A 22,572-nucleotide genomic window follows, 5' to 3' on the forward strand; every position below is an offset into this window, starting at 1 on the left:
CCCGAACCCCTCAAATTATGGAGGAATGGAGGTTCGGATTAATGAGTACGGATAAAGCAATTATCGTATCCGCTACGATTTAATACATTTGTCTGAATCCATACTAAGGAGGTAGGATTCAGACGGGAAATAAATTTAATGTAAATATCTTCGAACTAGATGGAAACATGCACGTATCTCCATCTATAGTGATAAACACCATGTTTGATGTGGAATTTACATATATTTATCATTATAATATTTTCTGTTTCGTTTACTATTTTTCCAACTCTCTCTTTTACGTATCTTCGAGCATTCCAAACAATATTGTTGCCTACTTCCTGTAGGTTCATATTGTTCCTCGCATCTTTTACATAATTTTAGTACTTGTTCTTTTGGCTTTCTATCCCTGACATAGTTCATAAGATACCCACGTAAGTTTGTTACAATGTATTTAATGATTACATTGTCTTCGTTCCATGGAACATCAACCATGTTAATCCAACCAACTTCTTTTTCATATTGATCTATTGATCTATACCTATCTATGGTTCTTCCTATGTATGGTTCGATTAATTTATAGTACTGTTTCTTATTGATGTCAATTTTCAGCTTTAGCTTTTCCGCTTTCAGTTCCTCTGCACATTTTAGATTGTTTTTGATTTTATCAAGGATTTGATTACTGTCAATGTATTCTCTTTCTCCTTTATCAATTTGTTTAAGAGTTTTGTAATATTCATTGATAGGAGTTTTAAGCATACGATAATACTTTTTACCTAGATAAACTTCGTTATCCACAAAGAAACCGTACATATTCTCAATGCTTAATTTCAGAAACTTAATTGAGCTTAGTGTTTTTTTATTTCGGAAACTTTTACAAACCTTATATTTAATCAATTGATAAGGTTCAAACACTTTTATCAATTCTGGATATTCCTTTAGCTTTTCATAATCAATATTAAAGCTATATTCTTTAGTTTGCCTTTCAAACTTTATTTCGCAATCGTATAGGTGGTTCATTAATTCTTGCAGTACTTCTTTCTTTTCTGTATGGCTCTCACAATCCCTGTAATCTTCAAGGAGTTCATTCAAAAAGATCATTAATTCCCTCCTTTCTCAACTAGCACATAATAATTACCTAGAAATTCACAAGCATCATCATGATCAGCAGTTGAGTCTTTTATTTCAGTCAACTTACTCTTGGGGGAATTTACTTTAAGATTCTTCAACATAACCTCTCCAAACAATGACCAACATAAAGTTTTGTCTGCGGCTTGATTCTTATACGCCATTGCAATGCAGTGATTGATTAATTCATCTTTGGATATATGTTCCTTTTCAATAATTTTAAATAAATAGTTCTCGTATTTCTTAAAAAGATAATCTAGTTCTTGTCCTCTCTTTTCTTCTTCTAAAGCAGTTTTAAACTCAAAGTCGAACAAGTTATAAATTTTTCTAATTTGTTTATTAACATTTGAATTATTAGTTGGTATTGAGTGATTAATTAAGATATCTTTATTATTAATAGTTTCTCTGTTCCAGTTAATCTTTCTTCTTTCCCAATTTTCAAAATAATCACATAATTCATTTAATGGTGATGGCGAATGGTACATATTCGAAATAATTCGCTCTCGCTTAATCTCTTCATGTTCGTCCTCTTTAGCTTGTCTTTTGTTCATTTCGTTAATTTGGTTATACTTTCCTTTTCTTTTTGGGTAGTTATATACTAAAAAATAAGGAAGGCGTTTAAGATTATCTTTAAGATCAAAAGACAGACTCCATCTGTACCCTGTTTTAATAAAATCTATTTCTTTTCCTTGATACAGTCTCAGTAAACTAACGTCATCTTCAGCTTTATGTATTTTGTCTTTAGTATATTGCCGATTAAGAATAGATGTTGCAACATTGGTAATTTCACCAATGCGATTGTCACGACTGTTCAGTTCATACTTTATAATGTTATCAATGTTGTACTCAACAGGAGTTACTGTTTGTTTGTCTGTTTCGTCAATAACAATTGGTTTATATATTTTTGATTCAATCAATACTTTATTGCTAGAAAGCAATATTGCATCACCATCTTCATCCATGCCGCCTTGCTGTGGTAAAGTTAGATCGTGCATATTAATCATAACTAAATCAATATTCTCAAAGTGAGGAAATAATTCTTTCGTGATTGCATTTTCAACGTTATTTACAATATTGACTTCTGACGGATCAACTAACGGGCTTCTAAATGAAGCTAATTTTCCCAGTGGCATTGATTTAGTATAGAATTCTCCTGCCTTCAAGCAACCTTGTGGATTCTTATCTCCGCCACAAAACTCCATGTACCCCAGAATATCACCCACCACAATGTGATACATTCCCTCGACATATATTTTTCCTATCTTAGCTTCTTGGATTGATTTATCCAGTTTACGCTTAATAGTACTTCTAACAGCAGGATCTTTTAACATATCATCATTGATAAGGATCGATTGCATGATATTACTCCTACTTGTATAACCCCCTGTGTCTTCAATTCCCAAATACTTATATGTATAGAATTTATCACCCAAAATAATCTTCTCATATAGATCAGTAGTGTACCTTGCCAGATTAACAATTTTGCTGTCGTTACTGGATAGGATATCATATGTATTGTCTTTATTTTTGTACTTATCTATGTATTGAGGATTCCATAGATCAAGGCATTGCAGATATTGAAAATTCAATCTCGAATACTTCTTTGTTTTAATAGTGTCTTTAACTGACTTGCTAATACCAAGTTTATATCCGTATTTAGTAACTCTTCGAATGTATTCATTCCAAGCATCTTTACCAAAATGCTCTAAGAAAATGCTATGCCCTTTGAACATTGTAGTGTTCCAGATGCAATCAATATCTTGAATGTTGTGATTGTTTCCATAAATATCAAGAATCGTTTTGATTCCTTTTGATTCGTAATACTCTTTAAAGGGTGCCTCTACGCTCACACCTTTAAACTTAGGATATCTGACTTGTCCTGCTACGCCTAAGTATTTGCTCATTTCTTCAGAATGAATACCGAAACCATCAAATGGGGATATTTTAACATTACGTTTACCTTCTTTGGTGATCCGTTTATTATGAAATTTATGCTTCTGTTCTTTTTTATTGAAATACTCAACCTTTTCCTCTGTGACATATCGTACATGTTGATCATATAGTGTTTTCTCAAACTCACCAACAATAACTATGTATGGAATTTTTTCTAAATCAACAGGTTTACAGGCTGTAAAAACTAAATTCCTATATGCTTCATATTTAGAAATTACACATCTATCAATTGGTATTCCAAGTTGTGTTCTCTCGAATGCTTCATCATAAATATCAGCTTTAATGAAAATAGTGTATCCATCCTTAGCTTGTGATGAACTCTTACCAAACCGTAAAAATCTGTCACCATTAAAAGTAAATCCTTCTTTGATTAATTTAGTAAGCATAGGCTCATGTTTCTTATTCTTTTTTGCTTCTACAATAATCAAATCAGTCATATCTATTGTTTTAATCTTTCTGATTAACTCTATTTGCTGAAACATCGTCATGAATTGTTGTTTGATTGTGTTCTCAGCGATTTCACTCTTGGTCATTTCAACATTAAAATTATCATTTATAATTTTGTTTATCTTTATTTTTAAAACGTTATATAGTTTCTCTTTTTTCTTCTTTGTCATAGTTGCTCCTTTATTGTTTATTAAAATAATAGAAAAACGAATTCATATACTTACTCTAACTATGTGACAGGTGTGATGAGTTAAGTGGGATTTATACATAATACTATAAGCAAATGAAACTAATAATTGATGTGTGAGGAATAGTTGACTAGTTATACACTTCATCCATGTTTAAGAGCTTTTGACTTTCTCTCTTGCATTTGAAATTGAGAATTTATAACTTAACGAAGGCGGGAACCGACTACGGAACATAAGCGCAGCTTTTGTGACGATTGTCTTGAACTTGTCTATTTGATTTTAGTAGGAATATAATCTAAGTGATAAAGAACAAGGTCAAGTAATACCGTCATAAAACTTGCAAAGAACGCAAGTAGTATTCCGTAGCCATCCAACTACGTTGTCTGTCTTCATTATAGATTGCTTACGCTTATATAATTGGGAAATTGTAAAAAGTTGAACATTTGATATTATTATATATATATTTAGGGTTTAAATATATGAATCACAAACGTTCAACTTTTTAGATTTCCTTTATTTACCCACTTTATCTTTTTAACATCCTCGTATATATGTTCATAATGAGAGTCAATTAGTATATCTAATAGTCTCATCTGGTTCTCCACATAATCAGGTGTGATTCGTCTCCCCTCTCTAAAATTCATTACCTCAAACCAATTGTCATCTTTGTTGATTGCTTTAGTGTGTCTGTTGTTAATATTTACTGTTATCCTGTCTTGAATTGATTTATTCAGCTCTGATTCGCATGCGAGTCGTTCCTCCTTTTTCATCTTAATGTATTCTCGCTCCAATCTTTCCCTATTCAACTTGATATCGTAAGCCTCGTATGTATATTTAATTCCTGCTCTATCAATGAGTAAGTTGTTGACGAGCTGCGTATATTTATCATATTGACCACGAATTACAGCAACACCCCTATGTTCGAGTCCCATCTGATCCAATATCTCACCCTGTGCCTTAAGTATGATTTTGTATTCGTTGTCATCTGCTGGGCGAACCTTATTATCCTTACTTACCATCAACAATTGGCTATAATATATATTTTTACTAGCCTTTAATTGATTCAGCGCTTTCTCCAAGTTTCCTTTCAGGGTCGAATTAGCACTGTTGTAAAAATCATGTATATCAAATTGCTCAATCCCTGTGTACTGGCTTAAACTAGGGACATATCTGCTACACTTTCTATAGTTTGAGTTGACCATGTTAAGTACATTAAGTAGTCGATTTTTCCCGAAGTTAACTGATTCGGTGTTTGCGTTTAGGAGTAATTCCATAAGCAGTTTTTTGATCGTATCTATGTAAGTAATTACGTTCCTATCTCCACCCCGTTGAGGTAATGGCTTTGGAACCTCATATATCTTTGTTACAATCCACTTATTACCTTGTTTCTCATGCTCAAAGTAACAAGCCCATCTTTTTACCTGCGCCTCCTTAGCACCACCTTCCTTAATCGACTCATCTAAAATTTTGCACATGTGCCTATAACTCTTTGCCACTAACCCAACGTGTAAATTTTCTATTGTCAACCAAATACTCCTTTCCCATTTATTCTACCTTTAGAATAGGGTGTTCTATAAAGCTTATAAATATTTTAACATCGCATTGCATTCATATGACTTACAGTTCCATCATTATTTCATTCTCCTTCTATCCAATCGGTGCGTTTTTAGTCTACCTAGAATACAATCAATTGGTTTCACCCTTCCTTCAGTTGATAATTTGATTATATATCACCAACAACATAAATACAATATGTATTTATGTTTATTAATAAATTCTACACGGTGGAACACTCAAGAATTGAAAATAGCTATATATAATAAGGAAACTATTAATTTCGGGGTGCTGTTACACGGGAAAACATAGATAGAATAAGGGGAATTTGGTGAAGTTGAACGCTGATGAGAAGAAAATGGGTATAGATTGAATAAATGAGCGATACAAAACGTTGATATATAAGGAGATTACCGTGTGAAGTACCGTGTGGAATGTAGTGAAAATTGAGGTTGATCAGCAAAAAAACATAGTCGCGGAGTGGAACAGATAGCGGATTATTTTCCATTTTTAACATATTTTATGATTTAAAATACCCCCCATAGCCTTTCTAAATGGTATAGAATATGTCTTCTATGCCATATAGGATGAATATGACCATTGACAAAAATAACAATTAGTGCATTCAATAATATACATTTTATGTAATTAAAATATTTTAAAAAATTGTTTTCTTATACCACTTCATTCCTATTTGAATCAACACGTTTTTCATTAATATAGGTCGCGGAGAACATCTATTAATATTACCTATCACTCTATAATTATCTATAATTAATATCTATCAACGAGAAACTTAAACTATACTTAGATATTAATAAATATATACAACATTACGTAGTTTTAAGAGTAAACATATTGACAACCGATATCGGATATAGTACAATAAGTATATAGAAAGAGGTGATACATATGAAAGAAATCTTACCTTATCTCTCCTTCCTTCTCTCCCTAACAGTCTTCATAGTAGGCAGACTAGACAAAAAGGCAGAAAAGAAGGAAAAGATCCTCAAAGAACTTCAAACAGAACAAAGCGGTGCATCAGCCCTCCCTCCAAGGAAAACCAAACACCGCTAAGTCATGCAACAAATAAGGGGAATCCACTAGGGTTCCTCTTATCCCTATTCTGTTCAATTATAGCATACAATATGCACAATCCAAAATACTTTTTATAAATAAAAATATTAACAATAAATAATTACTGTACATCCGTTATCGTATATGGTATAATTTTACTTGTAAGGGAGGGGGTGAAAACATTGAATCTAATAGAGAAACACCTTCCATTGCTTGCCTTACTAATCACTTCTGCAATTGCTCTAGCCAATTTAATACTAGCTATCATGAGAGAACGCAGAGAGAGAAGAAAGGAAAGCAATGAACGCTTGCAACTAAAATCTTCTCAAATTAAAAATGGTGCCTATCCTCTGCGAAAGGACAGACACCGAAAGCGTTAGTTTTCACCTAGGGGAATCGAAGGATTCCTCTAGCCCTTACAAATTATATACCATATTCATTGGTTATATGCAACAAACCTTTTAAAAGGAGTGATTTAAAATGAGTCGTGTGTTAAACCGTATCATCTATTCTATGCTTATTCTAACATCAATTTTAATCGCACTTAGTATGGAACTAACAGCTTTGAATATTATCTTTATTTCTCTTTCTATTATCATTAGTGCATTTGGGCTTTACCTGACTTTTAAGCGCAATTCAAAACGTTAAGGAGGATTTATGGATGAATGATAATAATGAACTCAGACAGCAACTTGATACCATCATATCGCAGATTATGACCACAGAAGAGGCTTCTACAATCTGGGGACTTTCTCAGGATCGGATTAAAGTTTTATGTTCATTAGGGCAAGTTATAGCTGTTAAGCGTGGTAAAACTTGGCTATTGTTAAGAGAGCAACCAAACCCTAAACAAAAACAGTAAGACTAAGGAGTCCTATAGATAGGGCTTCTTTCTTTGTGTATGGTTATGATGGATAGGCATAGATAAAGCCCATACATTGGTGTATAGGCTTGCCATCTAATCCTATTCCGTTTACATTTACAGTATACTTTCCCTTCCCTAATCCTCATCTTTCAATGAACCGAATCTACTAGAGATTGATCCAATTTGCTCTCTTGCCTGTCTTAATTCGTCTTTAGTGTATTTCTTCACATCAAGATTCAATAAGTATTCTTCAAACTTTATACGTTCCGACTCTGTAGCATGTAAAAGAAACCTTTTAGATTGTTCAACAAATAATTTCAAACTAATAACCGAAACCTCGCCGTTGGTAATATTAGTTATATCTACCTCATTTAACTCAAACGAATCAAAATGTAAGCTGATCCTTATTTTTGAGAATTTCTTATCATTCATCACTTCAACTAAATTCTCTATTGATTTATCGTCATCAAGTTCAGATATCCTAATCAAATTCTTCATGTCCAAATTTGCGAATGACTTTTCATTAAATAGTAGACCGCCAAAGAAGTAAACTACCTTATCAAAATTACAACGGATTATAATTTGTCCATTATACATTTCAGGCTTAATTACAAAGTATTCATTTTCGAAATCAGTTTTTATTACCTCTAGTTTAAGTCTCTCTAATATTACTACAATGTCCCTACTAATCTTTTTAATAAAACTAGACTCATACATCTTTTGGATAGTAGAAGTTGTTATCTTGCCTTCATCTTTCACTTTTTCAATAATCTCTGTAAAGTTCTTATCTCTTAACCATCTCATCATAGCTTTAGTAACTACAAATTTATCATTTATCATGCTTGTTTGATAATCATCCATTTTCTGAATAAAAGAATAATATTGTTTCAAAAGAACATCTATTTTCTTAAAGATACTCTCTGAATATTTTTCATCAAGATATCCATCATAATATTTTTTAGCAAGATTGCCACATTCGAAATAAGGTTGTTCAATCGAATTTGGAATAATAACATCATATCTTGCTGGAATCCTAGCCCATGATTCAATTATTAGATCAATACCATTAAATTTTTTATTAATCTCGGACATTTTTCTAATCCTACGAGCATTTTTATACAATTCAGTTCTTGATTTTCCGTTTTGTAAGAAATCAATATCAGCAAACTCTTCTACACAATCTTTACCGACATTCAGCGTATTTCCGTTAAGCCTATTTTTAATATAATGGATGTATCTGTTTTTTGTACCACATAATGCACAGCGCTTTCTAGCATGTCCCATATCTTCTATCGGATGAAGAACGTCCTCATTTCCTTTCCATTCTTCACTACCCTGTTTAATGATAAAAGGAACTATATTGATAAACTCTTCTTTCAGTTCGTCAGGAACCAGTTCAACTCCAAATTTCTCATTAGCTAATAGCAATGTGTTTAACCATGGATAATCTTTAGTAACCTCACTTTTCAACAATAGATTTCTTTGTTTTTTCTTAACTTTCACTTCCATAGACAATATTCCCTCCTTCGTCCTCTTGTATTATTGGAACCTGTAAAACAATCCTTTTAAATAGTTAAATTTTTATATTAATTGAATAATTTCCATAGTTATATTGTAGCATATTTCCACATAACGGAACATATGTGCTAGTTTTATTTTGTCGAATATAGAAAAAAAGACCATCACAGTTATACAGTAATGGTCTTCATTCTATTAAGCATATTGCAGCTCTTTCTTCATTCTGTTCTTGAACACAGGAACAATCACAACTTTGATTCCTTTTTGATCCTCTTCCCAAATCGCTTCTACCGCCTGTCTTTGGTCTATAGTGTTATATGTGATTACTTGCTTGCATCCTACACCACTAAGAAACTTACGGTCACTCTCAATTGTGTATTGTGCATCCATCTCCGCACACTTGGCGTTTATTCTTTCTTGAAAAGCTTCTGTTATATATGTATCTATGTATACTGGTAATCCGAATTCTTGCTTCATTACCCAGTTAGCAATATTCTTTTGAATGGATTGTGGAACGTCTGCAACATGAATGTTGATAAAAACTCCATCTGGACGATTTTCAATAATTCCTCTTACTCTTACATTGAATTGTGCCTTAACTGCTTCCAGCACACTTGCCATAATTGCTTTATTGTTTTTCATTTCATCGTCTCCCTCTTGTTTGCCTTTATATCCTCATTATACACTAGTTACTAGTGACTTGCAACTAGTTGCTATAGATTTTCTTATTATTTTTTGTTACAATATCTTCTAATAGAAAGGGAGTGCAATGGATGCTGAAAGTCACACCTAGATTAAATGCTATACTGGCTGAAAGAGGTTATAAAAGTCAATTAGCGTTTGCAGAGGAAATAGGAGTCCCCCAAAAGACAATTAATAAATTTGACGATAGTGTTCAACATAAATCAGTAACACTGTTTAAAATCGCTCGTGGTCTCGGTATCACCGTTGATGAACTTTTTATAGTTGAAGAAGTTGACGAAATCAACGAATAATAAAGGCTCAAAAATTCGATTTTCTTTTAAACATATTTTTATTTATTTTTATTAAATCTCTAGTCATTCAGATTCTTTAAATGGTATAAGTACATTCCAAATGTCTATATTCAAACTCTCTAAATAATTCTGTTCTTGAGTATATTTAGGTTTGTTCTCATCTAAGCAATCGATTATCACTTGTAATTCTGGCTTTCTCTCCTTTGCATGTTCTAGATAGGTGATATAAAGTAATGTCGTTGTGTCATAAACAGGAAAGTATTTAACAAGTGTATAGCGCATAGTTAAGTAATCCTTTACCTTCCAACGTTTACGCTCTTTCTTGGGCAAATGATCATAGTCATCTGCCCATTTGTATAATTGCTTATCCACTCTAATACCACTCCTTTTAGTTAGATTAGAACAAGGCTTTTAATGCTTTCAGCCTCCTTCTTCATCCTGAACAACACTTTACTAATCAACTTACAACCCATCTTACCAGCAGCGTTATAACCCAACGTTTCAGCATAAAACTCTTCTCTCTTTGCATCTGTGTTCAGAATCTCATGCATTAATTGTATAACTATGATTGCATTACGCTTGATATTGAGAGACTTGATCAGATAATCAACAGTAAGTGTGTCCGGTTTTACATCTCTCACGATAAAGGTACAAACATCTTCGCCTTCAGCCCATGTCTTCTTGGCATCTTTTTCATCGGTTCCAACTGTTTGCCATACTCGTCCAACTTCATCCGTCAAATTGAAAATATGGATTCCCTTGCACAACTCTTCATGCTTGATAATATTCATAGTAACCCTCCCGAAATAATATGTATTACAAATGCATTGTACCAACCTCCAATGTGGACACTATCGTCCATACTGGAACGCTTTGGGCTTAATGGTCTGATTTAGAGTTGCCCAATCAACTTATGATTTCCGATTTACGTTATTATTTATCTCTTAAGAATATAATATATCTCTTAGAGATATTTGTAAATAACTCTTAGCGTTATTTTTTAAAAGATATTGATATTAAATTCCGAAATAATGTATTATATATCTATAGAGATGAATTAAGGTGGTATAATATTATATGATAAAGATTAAAATTGCTGAGATGTTGGGAAAACATAAAATGTCTCGTAAAGACTTAGCAGAAGCAACTGGAATCAGACAGAATACGATTGGTCTGCTTTATAATGAGGAAATTAAGCGCATCGATGTTGAATGGTTAGATAAGTTATGTAAAGTATTTGATTGTTCATTGACGGATATCATCGAATATTACCCAGATGACATGATTACTGAAGAAACAAACTACACAGTAGCTGAAGACAAAATTAAACCAGTTGCTGTACGCCGTATCGTTTTTAAAGATGAATATCTTAAAAACAAACTTATTAGGAAAAATGAAAATAATAAAGATAACTTCTAAAATCAAACACTTTCTTTTTTAGCACTTCTGCACTTTTTGCATTATTCTTCTTTGCTGGCTTATTTTTTATTGTACTTCCAATCTTGTCAATTGAAGTTGGTATTACAGCTATTTTTGGGATGAAATCGGGATGAGGTTATTAATTGATTTTTTGAAATTTTCCCATTATGGCATCTTTAGTGATACGATTGCAAAAACTAATCATACATCCATAACTCCTGAATTCAATATTTTTTTCTTATGTAATAACTTCTATACCCAAAATGTAACTCCTGTCAGAGAACAAGTCAAGTATTTTTGTTCTTTTCGGAGTTATTTTTCTTTTATTCGGGACATACTTGTGATAAAATCGATTTAAAGATTACCGATTCAAACAAGGAGGAAATGTAATGTTAATGTTCAGCCTAGAGGACGCTATGAAGTTAATTGATATAAATCAGGCGAAACTATCAGCTTTGTCAGATGTGAGACCAAATACAATTGCTGATCTTATGAAGGCAAATACGAAGAGAATTGAAGTAGAAACCCTAGAAAATTTGTTAGATGCTCTTAACGGCATCGCAAAATCAAAAGGAATTAATAAATACTTTCAAATTCAAGATATTTTTCAATACTATAATGACCTTTATAAAGACAACGCAGTTACTTATAGTGATCTAATTAACCGAGAAGAATTTGAAATGATAAGAGGTATTTTAAGTAAAGCTGTTCTCAATACCAATGTTGAAGGACTTGAAGTAACAAGCATCACCAAGCTGTTGGTTTTGCACCGGGAGTTATTCATTAATGGAATATTAACCGCATACGATCAAGAAAATACAAAAACTGAAAATTTGCTACTTTCATGTGAAAGACAATTAAAAATATACTTTCTGAGTGAACGAAAAGATGAAGCTCCTCCCTATAGAAGATTTCTTCTAACTGAAAAAGGAAAAGAATTTGTTCGACTTCTCAGAATACATGGAACTTCTTAAGAATTAATAATTTCACCTCTCCTTTCACCAACTAAATATTATTTTGCTATGAACCCCTGAATATGATATTATCCAAATATCCTATTTGGGGATTTTTATCCTATTTAATAAGCATTTAGTTTAGAACATCCTCATAATATATCCATTTAGGATAAAAGTCAACGATTGGAGGAGTCGTTTTGGATATTTTTTCACGGAGACTGAAGTGGGCTAGAGAAAATAGGGGATTTTCTCAAAAAGAATTGGCTGAGTATATTGGTATGTCACCTCAAGGATTTGGAAAAATAGAGAATGGACTACGTGAACCCAATTTAGAAAACTTATCTAAGTTGCCTTATATTCTAAATGAAAGTACAGATTTCTTGCTTGGAGTGACTGAAATTGATTCAGCTTCTAAACAAATGATCAAGGAATTTAAAGATACCTTGAAAATAATCAACCTTTCAAAACACGAATTAGAAAAATTCAGATCTGAAAAATCTAAGATATCAGAAGATGTTTACAAGGATATATTGCAAAGACAGATTGACTCTGAGGAAGAATTATTGAAATATTTCTTAAATATTCATGACGGTTTGAGAAATGATTTAATAGATCAACTTAAAAAAGTTCCTGGCAATGAAATGATTGCTGAAGATATTATTGACGACATAACGTTAGAGCAACGACTTGAGTTTAACCTCAGACTAAGTAGACGATAAAAGAGACGCATTCTAGTGATTTCATTTTCACTAATGCGTCTCTTTTTTAATTATATGATTTTATAGAGAATGGCAATTCATTTGATAGTTACAACCAACCTGTATTATTATTTATATTTCGTTGTTAGAAGAATTTAATAACTACAAATGTTCAAATCCTCCAAGTGAATTTATCCTAAACATCCCATCAATCTCACTGAAGATAGTTGCACTAAATACCTCAACTTCATCGATATAACAACTATCTACATTTAACAAATTAGCGTTGTAACAATGATTCTTTGATAGATAATCTTCAATCTCTTCACATAATGATACAGGTGCTCCATACGGACGGTAAACACACTTGGTCATTTCGATTTCTTCGGTGTACCTATCTTCCTCAAAAATCTCTGTCCAGATAAATTTTCCTTGTGGAGTGCTAATTATCTGATCTGGGTAAAACTCATCGTAATAGTCAGCAGCATTATTAATATCGTTCCATGATGCAACTTGATATTTAAAGCCAGAAGCATCTGCTTCATCAAGTGTCTGGAATATGCATTCATTGTTGAGCTGAGTGCCGCTATCAGAAAGTTGGTCATTAGGAACAGCAGCATAGTACAGTGTAATCTCAGGAAGTTGGCAGGTTTTTATTAGAGGAATATCTTGAAGCACCCTATTAGGATTATGATGGATGATTCCTTCAAACAATTTGATAGCATTTGAATCTTGGGACATAGCTTTATTAAGATAGATCATATATATCGCTCCTTTTTAATAGGTCATTTGGCTTTATTAATATAGTAAAATATGACTATCAATACCATTTAGTATTATCCAATTTGGTTAATTTTTCTACATTTCACCACATTGTTGAAATGTAGTTTTATGTCTTCAATATTGTCGAAATATGTATTATTTTGTTCAAAGTTAGATTTGTAGTGTAATCTTTGTTGTTATATGAACTCCTATTAATAATAGGCATATTGATAATATTACAAGTATTGGGTTTGACATTGTTAAAAAATAAAGATTTATAAAATTTACATATCTTCTTGATTACTTTCGTAAACACGTTTACAATAACAATGTAATATATTCAAATGCCATTGTCAATAACTGTGGTAAACAAATCTCATAATATTGTTTACAGGAGTAAATAACCTATGAATAAAATCGACAATCAAGTCGGAGAATTATTAAAAGAATTACGTGAGTCCAAAGGGTGGACTATGCGCCAAGCATCAGAAAAAAGCGGTGTTAGCGCTGCTTATATCTCAATGCTTGAAAAAGGAATTCACTCATCAACAGGTAAACCCATTATGATCACACCTGAAATATTGTTAAAATTTAGTGCTGCTTATGATTTTCCTTATAATATTCTCTCAATGAAAGCTGGAGTAGCGAATTTCAGAAATGGTTTAATTTCCGAGCTAGAGGGTGATGTTGATTCTGATTATGGCATTGACTCTCTTCTTGAAACTTCAGATCTAGTTGGACAAATGATTAGTGAGATTACTGATGAACACGGGAATGTAAGGTTATCATTAGAATTAGAAAAAGAAACGTTAGGAGATCGAATTATTGAATTACGTCAAACCAAAAATTACACACAAATTGATCTCACGAATTTATTAAAACCATTTTATAATTCGCATTCACTCCAACGTGAATCCTTTACTATTGAACAAATTGACGCATACGAAAATGATGAAGCAGATCCTCCACTAAGATTTATTATTGCACTTTCAGACTTGTTTAATGTTTCTACTGACTGGATTTTAAAAGGTAAGGACTTTGTTATAAAGAGTGATACACAAAACGAGGAAGAAAAAATGCTTGAAATGGTGAAAAAACTTGAGGATATAGTCAAAGAAAAATATAAAAGCGACCCTAATTCATAAGGTCGCTTCTTAAAGTCTTCACATAAATATTTTTAGTGCGTCTTGTATTATCTCATTCGGCAACAAACACGCGGCTCCACCCTTGATCATGTAAAGCTGAAGTTCTGCATCAATCATGTCCTCCAACCTAGGCACATCTAAAGAACTAAAATAAATAGTGCCTCCATTCGCAATTGCGGTTATTGATTTATTATTATATATCTTACTAAAATTAACCGTGAATTCTCTAGGTTCTACCTCTCCTTCTACCTCAATGCTAAAAAAGAAGATTAATGCATTCCCTTCCCCCACGTTCATAACATTGACCGTAGTTTCAAAAGGTTGCATTGGGCCAATTCCTTCTACTTCTTTTACATTCCATATGATAACTCTTCCATCATGGTAACAGGTAATTCGTTTCATCTTCTTTTACAACTCCTAGCTATATGAATTAATAATTACTACCAGTTCATTTTGCTGAAATCGGGCATGAGTTGTGAAACAATATCCCCTATCCCCTTCACAGAAGTTGTGAGAGCGTCCGTGAAGCCACTAAAGTCTGCACTGTTGTATTTGAATGTGTAACCAGTATAAGCTAAAAATAGGACTACTAGAGCGCCTGTGATGAGGTTTGATTTTTGTCTTTTCATATAGGATCTTTTCTCCTTCAGAGATTTATAGGAAAATCATACCATAAAATATTAATCAAAGCATTAATGTAATACAAGAACACATTCGCTTTTTATTAATAAATATATTTAACTTGACTATTTTTCATTGATAAATATATAATAATTAAAAAGGAAGGAGTTACCTTTATGCCAATTTATGAATATATAAAAAAAGGAAAATTACATTATAAGTTTGCTTTTGAAGTTAAAGATACAAAAGGAAAGCGCAAAACAATAAAAGAAAGTGGATTTACAAAAAAGACGGAGTGTAAAATCGCTGAAGCACTTGCGCGTACAGAATGGGAAAAAGGAAACCACATTAATCCATCATCAATAAGTTTTGGGGATTACATAACGGAGTGGTTAAAAAACAAAAAAGATATAGGATTAAAAACCCGTCATACTAACATGGGACATATAAGAAATCATATTATCCCCGCCCTTGGACATATTCCCTTACAGAAATTGACCTATGAAGATATTGAATATTTAATTCAAGAAATGCAGAAAAAAGTTCTTCCAAACGGCAATAGCCTTGCTGACGGTACAATAAGAAAAGTCTTCAATCTCGTACAAACTTCACTAAGAGCTGCTGTAAAGCGAGAACTTATAATGCGAAATCCTATAGATAAACTAGATAAGGGATCTAAACCCAAAGCAAGTAAACCAAAGTACGACTATTGGTCTGTAGAGGAAGTTAACAGCTTTTTAAATAATTTAAAACACAGACTAAAAATCCTTTTTATCCTAGCTATATATACGGGGATGCGTCGAGGGGAAATACTTGCACTCAAATGGAAAGATATTAACTTTAAGACACGACAAATCAGAATTGCAAAAGCAAAAACCGATGCTGGAGAAAGATCGATAACAATATCTAAATATGTCATAAAGGCATTAACTGATCATTTTAAGCAAGTATTAGAGGAAAAGAATAAATATAATGAAAACTATATTGATAATGATTATGTAATTTGTGATGAATTTGGAAAACAAATTAGTACCAGTAATTTCCATAAGTTTTGGACAAGAAAACTTGAGGCAACAGGCGTAAGAAAAATCAGATTCCATGATTTAAGACATACGTGTGCTTCTCTTATGTTTAGTGCTGGTGTACACCCTAAAGTTGTACAAGAAATGTTGGGACACTCGTCTATAAAAGTAACATTAGATATGTATAGTCATATGATGCCCAACATGCAAGAAGATGCAGCAATAGCAATGGAAAACTTATTGAGTCAAACGAACGAATATTCACCAGAAAAAGAATAAATAAAACCTACCGTTTTCCTACTTTTTTTATAATATTTTAAAAACAGGAGCCAACATCCCTTGTTCTATATGGGTTAATGGCTCCTGTTTTTTATGTAATGCCTTCCTGCCCTGAAGGATTGATCCTTTATTTAATTGAGATTCAAGTTTTCCTTACTAACAAAATTATCACTTACACCAGCGAAATGCAAGTGCGTTTATTATATTTACTTAAAATTTGTAACTAGATTATAGATTGTACTGAGTTTATAAAAGGAAACCAAGAAGCGCCAGGACAAGGACTCCTGGCGCTTCTTGGTTATATTTCAGGATTACAAACCACGTTCTTGTTGTTTCAAAAGATCACGAATTTCCGTAAGCAGCACGATATCCTCTGCAGGTGCTGGAGTCTCTACCACTTCAACTTTAACGGCTTCTTTGCGCTGAAATTTATTGGCGAGCTTAATCACCAGAAAGATAGAGAAGGAAATAATAAAGAAATCAACAACCGATTGTAAAAATAGTCCGTAAGGTATTTTCAGGTCCGTAGTGACTTCAAGCACCCGGTCCTTTAAATCTATACCACCCGTAAGCAAACCTGCAATTGGCATAATAATGTCATTTACTAATGAAGTTACAATCTTTCCGAATGCAGCTCCAATAATGACCGCAACCGCTAAATCAAGAACATTTCCTTTTAAGGCAAAAGCTTTAAATTCTTTCCACATATACCAAATAACCCCCACATATATAATTTGAAATTATTATAGCATAGTAGCTTCCTATTTCTTAAGACTTGTTAAGAAACTATTAAGTTTCCCTTTACTTTTATCTGCCACCGCTGTTAAGAAGTTTCCTGTTAAATAAAGTTTAAGAATTATTTCTTACATGATAGAGCCATGGCTGAGAATGTATTATCTACAGATCAACACATGGATTGAGGTACAGCGATCAGAGCAAACTAAAAGGAAAAACCAAACTGGCATAATGCTGTGGGGGATTTGGTCTTTTATTCCACTAATTTATTAGCTGCTATACAGTACCTTTGCCTTCACTGGTCTTCAAATGAGGCTTCCAAACAAGAAAATGTTGTATACTTCTTATAGCAAGAATTGCGCTTTACAAGCAAGAAAGGACGCTGAGAAATGCACAACGCAACGCTGCTATTGGTGGACGACGAAGCCGAGATTATTAAACTAATGCAGATCTATCTGGAGAACGAGGGTTACCGGCTGTTAACTGCCAGAGACGGGCTGGAAGCACTCGAAATTATCAATAGAGAGACTATAGACCTCATGGTTCTTGATATCATGATGCCTAATATGGACGGCATTGAGGCTTGTATTAAAATTCGTGAAACGCAAAAATTTCCGATCATCATGTTATCTGCTAAAGGGCAGGAACTTGATAAAATCACCGGACTAAGCGTAGGTGCAGATGATTATGTTACGAAACCTTTTAGTCCGCTGGAGTTAGTTGCCCGTGTTAAATCCCAGCTGCGCAGAACTCGAAATTACATGGCAGATCTAAACGCCAAACAGGATGAAATCATCATTGATGGCCTGGTTATTAATTCGGTTACGCATGAAGTAAGTGTGGATGATCACCCAGTTAAGCTTACCCCGCGAGAATTTGCGATTCTAGAGCTGCTCGCCCGTAATAAGGGACAAGTCCTAAGCATGGAGCAGATCTACGCCAAAGTATGGAAAGAACAATTCCTGGAAAGCAACAATACACTTATGGTGCATATTCGTAAAATCAGAGAAAAAATAGAAGAAAATCCGCGTAAACCACAATACTTAAAAACGGTATGGGGCGTTGGCTACAAACTGGAAAAAGGAGGTCCTTCTAGTTGAACTTTAAACGATTCGATACCCTATCCTGGAAAATAGTTGGCTTCAGCTTAACGAGCCTAGCACTCACCGCTTTAATCTTAATGGGCGGCTATTACGGCACTTCACTATTGCTGTGGTTAAATCCTTCACGCTCCTTTTGGGGAGTCAGACTCATTCTCTGGGTGATCAATACCATTGGATCAACGCCAGTTGTGATTCTTATAGGGATTCCTTTATTTATTTTTTTCATCCTAAAACTGTCCAGAAATACAACTAAGAATCTTCATAACATTACGAGCGGAGTTCAGGCCATTGCGGATGGCAATTTATCTTTCACGATGCCGGTAACAGGTACGGATGAACTCGGAAAGCTCGCAGAAAATATGAACACTATGGCTGGCAAGCTAAAATCTGCTATAGAGGAAGAACGAGCCGCTGCAAAAGCCAAAAACGACCTAATCACAGGTGTGTCCCATGACCTCCGAACCCCACTAACCTCTGTTCTCGGATTCCTTGAATATGTGGAGAAGGATCGTTATAAAAATGAGGTTGAGCTGCGTTATTATGTGAATATTGCCTATGAGAAATCTCTGACTCTTAAAAAGCTAATCGATGATTTATTTGAATACACTCGCGTCAGCAGCAGCGGATTACCGCTAAATATTGAGCCTGTAGATCTCGGGAAGCTGCTCGAACAGCTGATTGAGGAATTTGCACCCGTGCTGGAACAAGCAGATATGAGCTACCGCATTCATACGGATACAGCTCCTCTGATTATCAACGGAGATGCGGACGAGCTGGTGCGATTGTATGAGAACCTATTTACCAATGCCATAAGATACGGTAAGGAAGGAAAAATTCTAGACATTTCTGTTGTTAGAAAAGACGATAGAATAGTTGCTCTGTGTACGAATTACGGTACTCCTATCCCTGCATCCGACCTCCCCCACTTATTTAAACGCTTTTATCGTGTCGATAAATCCCGCTCCCGAGAGACAGGCGGAAGTGGCTTAGGGCTCGCCATAGCCAAGAGTATTGCAGAGCTTCACGGCGGAACCATTACAGCCAAAAGCACACGCAAACAAACTGAATTTGAAACCTCTTTCCCTGTGAGCGAATGATGCTTGCAGGGATTTTTTTGTACAATCTCATCCATTAAGAAAATGATAAGATTTCATAACATAAAGCCTTAAGATCTCTGGCTTATAGTGATTTCATACCAAATCTGCTATAAGTGAGGATTGTTGTTATGCTATTTAATTCGTATCCCTTTATGTTTGGTTTTCTGCCTATCGTGCTGACCGGATATTTTATTCTGAATCGTCTTCGTCTCACACTCTGTGCTAAGGTATGGCTTACCCTCGCCTCTTTAGTTTTTTACGGGTATTGGAACATAAAATATGTCCCTCTAATCTTGTTATCCATCTTATTTAACTATGTTATGGGCCATTTCATTCATTCCACAACAGCTAAGCTTCGCCGGCCGCTGCTAATCTTTAGCTTAAGCACAAATATTCTATTACTCAGCTATTACAAATACACGGATTTTTTTATAGAAAATTGGAATGAGGTAACCGCAAGCAACCTTTCTCTGCACCATCTTATATTGCCTTTAGGCATAAGTTTCTTTACCTTTACACAAATCGCCTACCTCGTTGATGTTTACCGGAACCAAGCGCGTGAGTACAATCTTTTGAATTACACGCTATTTGTGACTTTTTTCCCGCATCTGATCTCCGGTCCCATCCTTCATCACAAGGATATGATGCCCCAATTCGATAAACTGCGAAATAAGGTTTGGAATTGGAACAACATACGGAAGGGGACCCTCTTCTTCAGCATCGGATTAGGAAAAAAAGTCATCCTAGCGGATACCCTAGCTGGTTATGCTGATAACGGTTTTGCAGCTGCAACATATTTTGTAGATTCATGGGTGGCTATCCTTTTCTATACCTTACAAATCTACTATGATTTCAGCGGCTATACCGATATGGCGATTGGAATAGCACTGCTGTTCAACATCCATCTGCCGCAAAATTTCAATGAACCCTACCGAGCCGTAAGCATCCGCGATTTCTGGAGACGCTGGCATATTACGCTCAGCCATTTTCTTAGAGATTATATCTACATTCCACTTGGCGGCAACCGGAAAAGCTTCTGGATTTCGATCCGAAATGTCATTATTACTTTTCTGCTCGGTGGTTTCTGGCACGGTGCGGGTTGGCTGTTCATCCTGTGGGGGCTCTTGCATGGAGTAGGACAAGCTGTAGAGAAATGTTGGGGACGCTGGGGCTTCTCCCTTCCCAAATGGTTATCATGGTTGCTGACTTTCATATTTGTGAACATCACATGGGTATTTTTCCGTGCAGAACATATATCGCAGGCATTTCGTTTGTTGAAAGGGATGAGTGGACTTAACGGGGTATCTATGCAATCTATTGGATCGCTTAAATGGGCAATCATCCTGATTCTCATCTTAATGACGATCATTCTCTGGAATCCCCTTCATCTGTTGAACAAACGTAATTTTCAGTATAGCTGGAAAACAGCATTTGTGATGGCATTTATCATTTTGTTCTCGCTGTTATTCTTCAACCGAATTACAACCTTTTTATACTTTAACTTCTAGAACTGTAAGGAGGAATGATGATGCTTGCATCACGGCTTCAGAATAATAACAACCCACGTAAATCCCCCGGGATTCATACTAAATCGAAACGTTTCATAGGTTATTTCCTGCTTTGTTTTAGCTTGTTAGCGCTTCTAACGGCGCTGATTACTGCTTTTATCGACCCATTACAATTCTATCACCGTCCATCGTGGTATACCCCACTCTTGTCAGAAGAAGAACGTTATCAGAATCCGGGTTTAGCTAAAAATTACGACTACGACAATATTATCATCGGCACGTCTATGACAGAGAACTTTCTTCCCTCTCAAGTAGATGCCAGCTTAGGTGGGACAACCTTAAAGTTATCTATGGAAGGATCCACAGTCGATGAGCATTATAAAATTGCCAAACTTGCCTTGGAGACAGGCAAAGTAAAACAAGTGCTCTGGGGTTTCGATTATTTCTCTTTGAAACTCGCCACAGCCGAAGATGAGGAAGATTTCCCTGACTATCTATATGACGGCAAACTATGGACCGACTACAAATACTGGTTCAATTCATCTGTATATAAACAATTTATAAGCAGCATCAAAAACAACCTGAGTGGTGAAGCTAAACAGAATTTGGAATATTTATACAACTGGGATAACAAAGTAGTGTTTGGCAAGCAATACGTTGCAGAATCTTACCTAATGGCTTGTGACAAGGAGCTGGATTACGGTACTAACGAGGAAAGCATTGAGCAAGTAAAGGGCTATTTTAATACGTATATCCGTCCTCTGCTGGAGGAATATCCCGATGTCCAGTTTTATTTCTACTACCCACCCTACAGCGTTATGCGTCAGGTCGCTTGGTCTGCCAGCAATCCCGTTCGCTTTAACAATCAGCTTTTCATGCGGCAATGGATATTCGAGCAATTTGAACAGTTTCCAAATGTGAAGCTATACGATTTCCAAGCCGAAGCGGATTGGACATTCAATCTAGACCTCTATAAGGATTTAAGCCATCATAATGGTGAGGTTAACACGTGGATAGCAGAAGCTATCGGACAGGACAATTCCAAATATCGGGTAACTTCCAGCAACATAAAGGCGCTTAATAGCTCGCTGGAATCACAGGCGGAAAGCGCCGTTATGGATAATAACGGAAAAGTTTATCGCAGCAGTGTACAAGTAAATGGATTACCACTAGCACTTAACATCCGTTTAGTGCAAGGAAATAAAGAATTATGGCTGCCCGCCAAAGATATCGGGACAGCCCTGGGTGCATCCATAACGTGGGATGCGGCCACTAAAACTGTATCGCTTACTTCCGCCGAGAACACCGTTACTATGACAGTGGGCAGTGTCAAAGCACTCGTGAACGGGAAAGCTCTCACCATTGATGCTGCGCCGCTACTGGCAGGAGGAAAAGTTTTGGTCCCGCTAGCCTTTGTTGCGGAACAGCTCGGCTGGAATGTCTCAAGTGAAAAGGAAGGCGAATGGCTGCGGTATAACCTAAGCACCTCAGATAACGCCGGTACACTTAAGAATCAGCCATAA

General features: G+C 34.8%; 23 protein-coding genes. 12 read left to right on the forward strand and 11 right to left on the reverse strand.

Translation table 11 applies throughout. The features are described 5' to 3' along the window. Positions 1-216: 216 nt before the first annotated feature. The 3 genes from MHB37_RS22165 to MHB37_RS22175 all read right to left on the reverse strand — a co-directional run bounded on the left by MHB37_RS22165 (position 217) and on the right by MHB37_RS22175 (position 5,221). Positions 217-1,080, reverse strand: a complete 864-nt coding sequence (locus MHB37_RS22165; protein ID WP_405168530.1) for a hypothetical protein — start codon at positions 1,078-1,080, stop codon at positions 217-219. Beyond that, on the reverse strand, positions 1,080-3,677 hold the full coding sequence (locus MHB37_RS22170; protein ID WP_405168531.1) for a hypothetical protein: 2,598 nt from the start codon (positions 3,675-3,677) through the stop codon (positions 1,080-1,082). Before MHB37_RS22170 ends, MHB37_RS22165 begins: the two co-directional genes overlap by 1 nt. A 512-nt stretch (positions 3,678-4,189) precedes the next feature. Then, the gene (locus MHB37_RS22175; RefSeq protein WP_405168532.1) at positions 4,190-5,221 is read right to left on the reverse strand and encodes a hypothetical protein; all 1,032 of its coding nucleotides are present in this window, start codon (positions 5,219-5,221) and stop codon (positions 4,190-4,192) included. A gap of 940 nt (positions 5,222-6,161) precedes the next feature. On the opposite strand from MHB37_RS22175, the gene MHB37_RS22180 reads away from it, so the two are divergent. Further along, positions 6,162-6,326, forward strand: coding sequence for a hypothetical protein (locus tag MHB37_RS22180; RefSeq protein ID WP_405168533.1), 165 nt, complete (start codon positions 6,162-6,164; stop codon positions 6,324-6,326). A 661-nt stretch (positions 6,327-6,987) separates the two neighbouring features. Continuing rightward, positions 6,988-7,188 carry a hypothetical protein gene (locus tag MHB37_RS22185; RefSeq protein WP_405168534.1) on the forward strand — a complete coding sequence of 67 codons (201 nt, stop codon included), beginning with the start codon at positions 6,988-6,990 and terminating at the stop codon, positions 7,186-7,188. 138 nt (positions 7,189-7,326) lie between these two features. Here MHB37_RS22185 and MHB37_RS22190 read toward each other — a convergent pair whose 3' ends face one another. Together MHB37_RS22190 and MHB37_RS22195 are read right to left on the reverse strand one after the other, a co-directional pair. Then, positions 7,327-8,700, reverse strand: coding sequence for a hypothetical protein (locus MHB37_RS22190; RefSeq protein WP_405168535.1), 1,374 nt, complete (start codon positions 8,698-8,700; stop codon positions 7,327-7,329). A gap of 204 nt (positions 8,701-8,904) precedes the next feature. Then, positions 8,905-9,351, reverse strand: coding sequence for a hypothetical protein (locus tag MHB37_RS22195; RefSeq protein ID WP_405168536.1), 447 nt, complete (start codon positions 9,349-9,351; stop codon positions 8,905-8,907). 131 nt (positions 9,352-9,482) lie between these two features. Between MHB37_RS22195 and MHB37_RS22200 the strand changes: the two genes are divergently transcribed. Next, positions 9,483-9,704 (forward strand): helix-turn-helix transcriptional regulator, encoded by a 222-nt coding sequence (locus tag MHB37_RS22200; protein ID WP_405168537.1) that lies wholly within the window; start codon positions 9,483-9,485, stop codon positions 9,702-9,704. Between the two features lie 63 nt (positions 9,705-9,767). Here MHB37_RS22200 and MHB37_RS22205 read toward each other — a convergent pair whose 3' ends face one another. Next, complete coding sequence (locus tag MHB37_RS22205; protein ID WP_405168538.1) at positions 9,768-10,076, reverse strand: hypothetical protein; 309 nt, start codon at positions 10,074-10,076, stop codon at positions 9,768-9,770. Positions 10,077-10,096: 20 nt separating this feature from the next. Continuing rightward, on the reverse strand, positions 10,097-10,495 hold the full coding sequence (locus MHB37_RS22210; RefSeq protein WP_405168539.1) for a hypothetical protein: 399 nt from the start codon (positions 10,493-10,495) through the stop codon (positions 10,097-10,099). Between the two features lie 286 nt (positions 10,496-10,781). Here MHB37_RS22210 and MHB37_RS22215 point away from each other — a divergent pair, with 286 nt between their 5' ends. The 3 genes from MHB37_RS22215 (at position 10,782) to MHB37_RS22225 (ending at position 12,798) form a co-directional block, all read left to right on the forward strand. Further along, on the forward strand, positions 10,782-11,123 hold the full coding sequence (locus MHB37_RS22215) for a helix-turn-helix domain-containing protein (protein WP_405168540.1): 342 nt from the start codon (positions 10,782-10,784) through the stop codon (positions 11,121-11,123). 389 nt (positions 11,124-11,512) lie between these two features. Then, positions 11,513-12,097, forward strand: coding sequence for a hypothetical protein (locus tag MHB37_RS22220; RefSeq protein WP_405168541.1), 585 nt, complete (start codon positions 11,513-11,515; stop codon positions 12,095-12,097). Between the two features lie 179 nt (positions 12,098-12,276). Then, entirely contained in the window at positions 12,277-12,798 is a 522-nt protein-coding gene (locus tag MHB37_RS22225) for a helix-turn-helix domain-containing protein (protein WP_405168542.1), read from the forward strand. 141 nt (positions 12,799-12,939) lie between these two features. Here MHB37_RS22225 and MHB37_RS22230 read toward each other — a convergent pair whose 3' ends face one another. Next, the gene (locus tag MHB37_RS22230) at positions 12,940-13,539 is read right to left on the reverse strand and encodes a hypothetical protein (RefSeq protein WP_405168543.1); all 600 of its coding nucleotides are present in this window, start codon (positions 13,537-13,539) and stop codon (positions 12,940-12,942) included. Between the two features lie 407 nt (positions 13,540-13,946). On the opposite strand from MHB37_RS22230, the gene MHB37_RS22235 reads away from it, so the two are divergent. After that, positions 13,947-14,684, forward strand: coding sequence for a helix-turn-helix domain-containing protein (locus MHB37_RS22235; protein ID WP_405168544.1), 738 nt, complete (start codon positions 13,947-13,949; stop codon positions 14,682-14,684). 18 nt (positions 14,685-14,702) lie between these two features. Here the strand turns inward: MHB37_RS22235 and MHB37_RS22240 are convergent, their stop codons facing one another. Together MHB37_RS22240 and MHB37_RS22245 are read right to left on the reverse strand one after the other, a co-directional pair. Continuing rightward, a complete protein-coding gene (locus MHB37_RS22240; RefSeq protein ID WP_405168545.1) occupies positions 14,703-15,086 on the reverse strand; it encodes a hypothetical protein in 384 nt (127 codons plus the stop codon). Between the two features lie 38 nt (positions 15,087-15,124). Continuing rightward, positions 15,125-15,313, reverse strand: coding sequence for a hypothetical protein (locus MHB37_RS22245; RefSeq protein ID WP_405168546.1), 189 nt, complete (start codon positions 15,311-15,313; stop codon positions 15,125-15,127). A gap of 168 nt (positions 15,314-15,481) precedes the next feature. Here MHB37_RS22245 and MHB37_RS22250 point away from each other — a divergent pair, with 168 nt between their 5' ends. Continuing rightward, on the forward strand, positions 15,482-16,606 hold the full coding sequence (locus MHB37_RS22250) for a tyrosine-type recombinase/integrase (RefSeq protein WP_405168547.1): 1,125 nt from the start codon (positions 15,482-15,484) through the stop codon (positions 16,604-16,606). A 311-nt stretch (positions 16,607-16,917) separates the two neighbouring features. On the opposite strand, the gene mscL is transcribed toward MHB37_RS22250, so the two are convergent. Beyond that, positions 16,918-17,313, reverse strand: coding sequence for a large-conductance mechanosensitive channel protein MscL (mscL, locus tag MHB37_RS22255; RefSeq protein WP_076127447.1), 396 nt, complete (start codon positions 17,311-17,313; stop codon positions 16,918-16,920). A 417-nt stretch (positions 17,314-17,730) separates the two neighbouring features. Between mscL and MHB37_RS22260 the strand changes: the two genes are divergently transcribed. The 4 genes from MHB37_RS22260 to MHB37_RS22275 all read left to right on the forward strand — a co-directional run bounded on the left by MHB37_RS22260 (position 17,731) and on the right by MHB37_RS22275 (position 22,572). Beyond that, on the forward strand, positions 17,731-18,441 hold the full coding sequence (locus tag MHB37_RS22260) for a response regulator transcription factor (RefSeq protein ID WP_076302771.1): 711 nt from the start codon (positions 17,731-17,733) through the stop codon (positions 18,439-18,441). Continuing rightward, on the forward strand, positions 18,438-19,541 hold the full coding sequence (locus MHB37_RS22265) for a sensor histidine kinase (RefSeq protein WP_405168548.1): 1,104 nt from the start codon (positions 18,438-18,440) through the stop codon (positions 19,539-19,541). Before MHB37_RS22260 ends, MHB37_RS22265 begins: the two co-directional genes overlap by 4 nt. 128 nt (positions 19,542-19,669) lie before the next feature. Further along, on the forward strand, positions 19,670-21,049 hold the full coding sequence (locus MHB37_RS22270; RefSeq protein ID WP_405168549.1) for an MBOAT family O-acyltransferase: 1,380 nt from the start codon (positions 19,670-19,672) through the stop codon (positions 21,047-21,049). A gap of 14 nt (positions 21,050-21,063) precedes the next feature. Further along, a complete protein-coding gene (locus MHB37_RS22275; protein ID WP_405168550.1) occupies positions 21,064-22,572 on the forward strand; it encodes a stalk domain-containing protein in 1,509 nt (502 codons plus the stop codon).

It is taken from the genome of Paenibacillus sp. FSL H3-0286 (genome assembly GCF_045040705.1).
In the GTDB taxonomy this organism is placed as follows: Bacteria; Bacillota; Bacilli; order Paenibacillales; family Paenibacillaceae; genus Paenibacillus_AQ; species Paenibacillus_AQ odorifer.

Coding starts and splice junctions, on each gene's coding strand:
- MHB37_RS22190 (WP_405168535.1), bottom strand. CDS start 8,700: ATGGAAGTGAAAGTTAAGAAAAAACAAAGAAATCTATTGTTGAAAAGT.
- MHB37_RS22275 (WP_405168550.1), top strand. CDS start 21,064: ATGATGATGCTTGCATCACGGCTTCAGAATAATAACAACCCACGTAAA.
- MHB37_RS22245 (WP_405168546.1), bottom strand. CDS start 15,313: ATGAAAAGACAAAAATCAAACCTCATCACAGGCGCTCTAGTAGTCCTA.
- MHB37_RS22230 (WP_405168543.1), bottom strand. CDS start 13,539: ATGATCTATCTTAATAAAGCTATGTCCCAAGATTCAAATGCTATCAAA.
- MHB37_RS22270 (WP_405168549.1), top strand. CDS start 19,670: ATGCTATTTAATTCGTATCCCTTTATGTTTGGTTTTCTGCCTATCGTG.
- MHB37_RS22220 (WP_405168541.1), top strand. CDS start 11,513: ATGTTAATGTTCAGCCTAGAGGACGCTATGAAGTTAATTGATATAAAT.
- MHB37_RS22215 (WP_405168540.1), top strand. CDS start 10,782: ATGATAAAGATTAAAATTGCTGAGATGTTGGGAAAACATAAAATGTCT.
- MHB37_RS22170 (WP_405168531.1), bottom strand. CDS start 3,677: ATGACAAAGAAGAAAAAAGAGAAACTATATAACGTTTTAAAAATAAAG.
- MHB37_RS22180 (WP_405168533.1), top strand. CDS start 6,162: ATGAAAGAAATCTTACCTTATCTCTCCTTCCTTCTCTCCCTAACAGTC.
- mscL (WP_076127447.1), bottom strand. CDS start 17,313: ATGTGGAAAGAATTTAAAGCTTTTGCCTTAAAAGGAAATGTTCTTGAT.
- MHB37_RS22165 (WP_405168530.1), bottom strand. CDS start 1,080: ATGATCTTTTTGAATGAACTCCTTGAAGATTACAGGGATTGTGAGAGC.
- MHB37_RS22240 (WP_405168545.1), bottom strand. CDS start 15,086: ATGAAACGAATTACCTGTTACCATGATGGAAGAGTTATCATATGGAAT.
- MHB37_RS22250 (WP_405168547.1), top strand. CDS start 15,482: ATGCCAATTTATGAATATATAAAAAAAGGAAAATTACATTATAAGTTT.
- MHB37_RS22210 (WP_405168539.1), bottom strand. CDS start 10,495: ATGAATATTATCAAGCATGAAGAGTTGTGCAAGGGAATCCATATTTTC.
- MHB37_RS22195 (WP_405168536.1), bottom strand. CDS start 9,351: ATGAAAAACAATAAAGCAATTATGGCAAGTGTGCTGGAAGCAGTTAAG.
- MHB37_RS22260 (WP_076302771.1), top strand. CDS start 17,731: ATGCACAACGCAACGCTGCTATTGGTGGACGACGAAGCCGAGATTATT.
- MHB37_RS22185 (WP_405168534.1), top strand. CDS start 6,988: ATGAATGATAATAATGAACTCAGACAGCAACTTGATACCATCATATCG.
- MHB37_RS22200 (WP_405168537.1), top strand. CDS start 9,483: ATGCTGAAAGTCACACCTAGATTAAATGCTATACTGGCTGAAAGAGGT.
- MHB37_RS22235 (WP_405168544.1), top strand. CDS start 13,947: ATGAATAAAATCGACAATCAAGTCGGAGAATTATTAAAAGAATTACGT.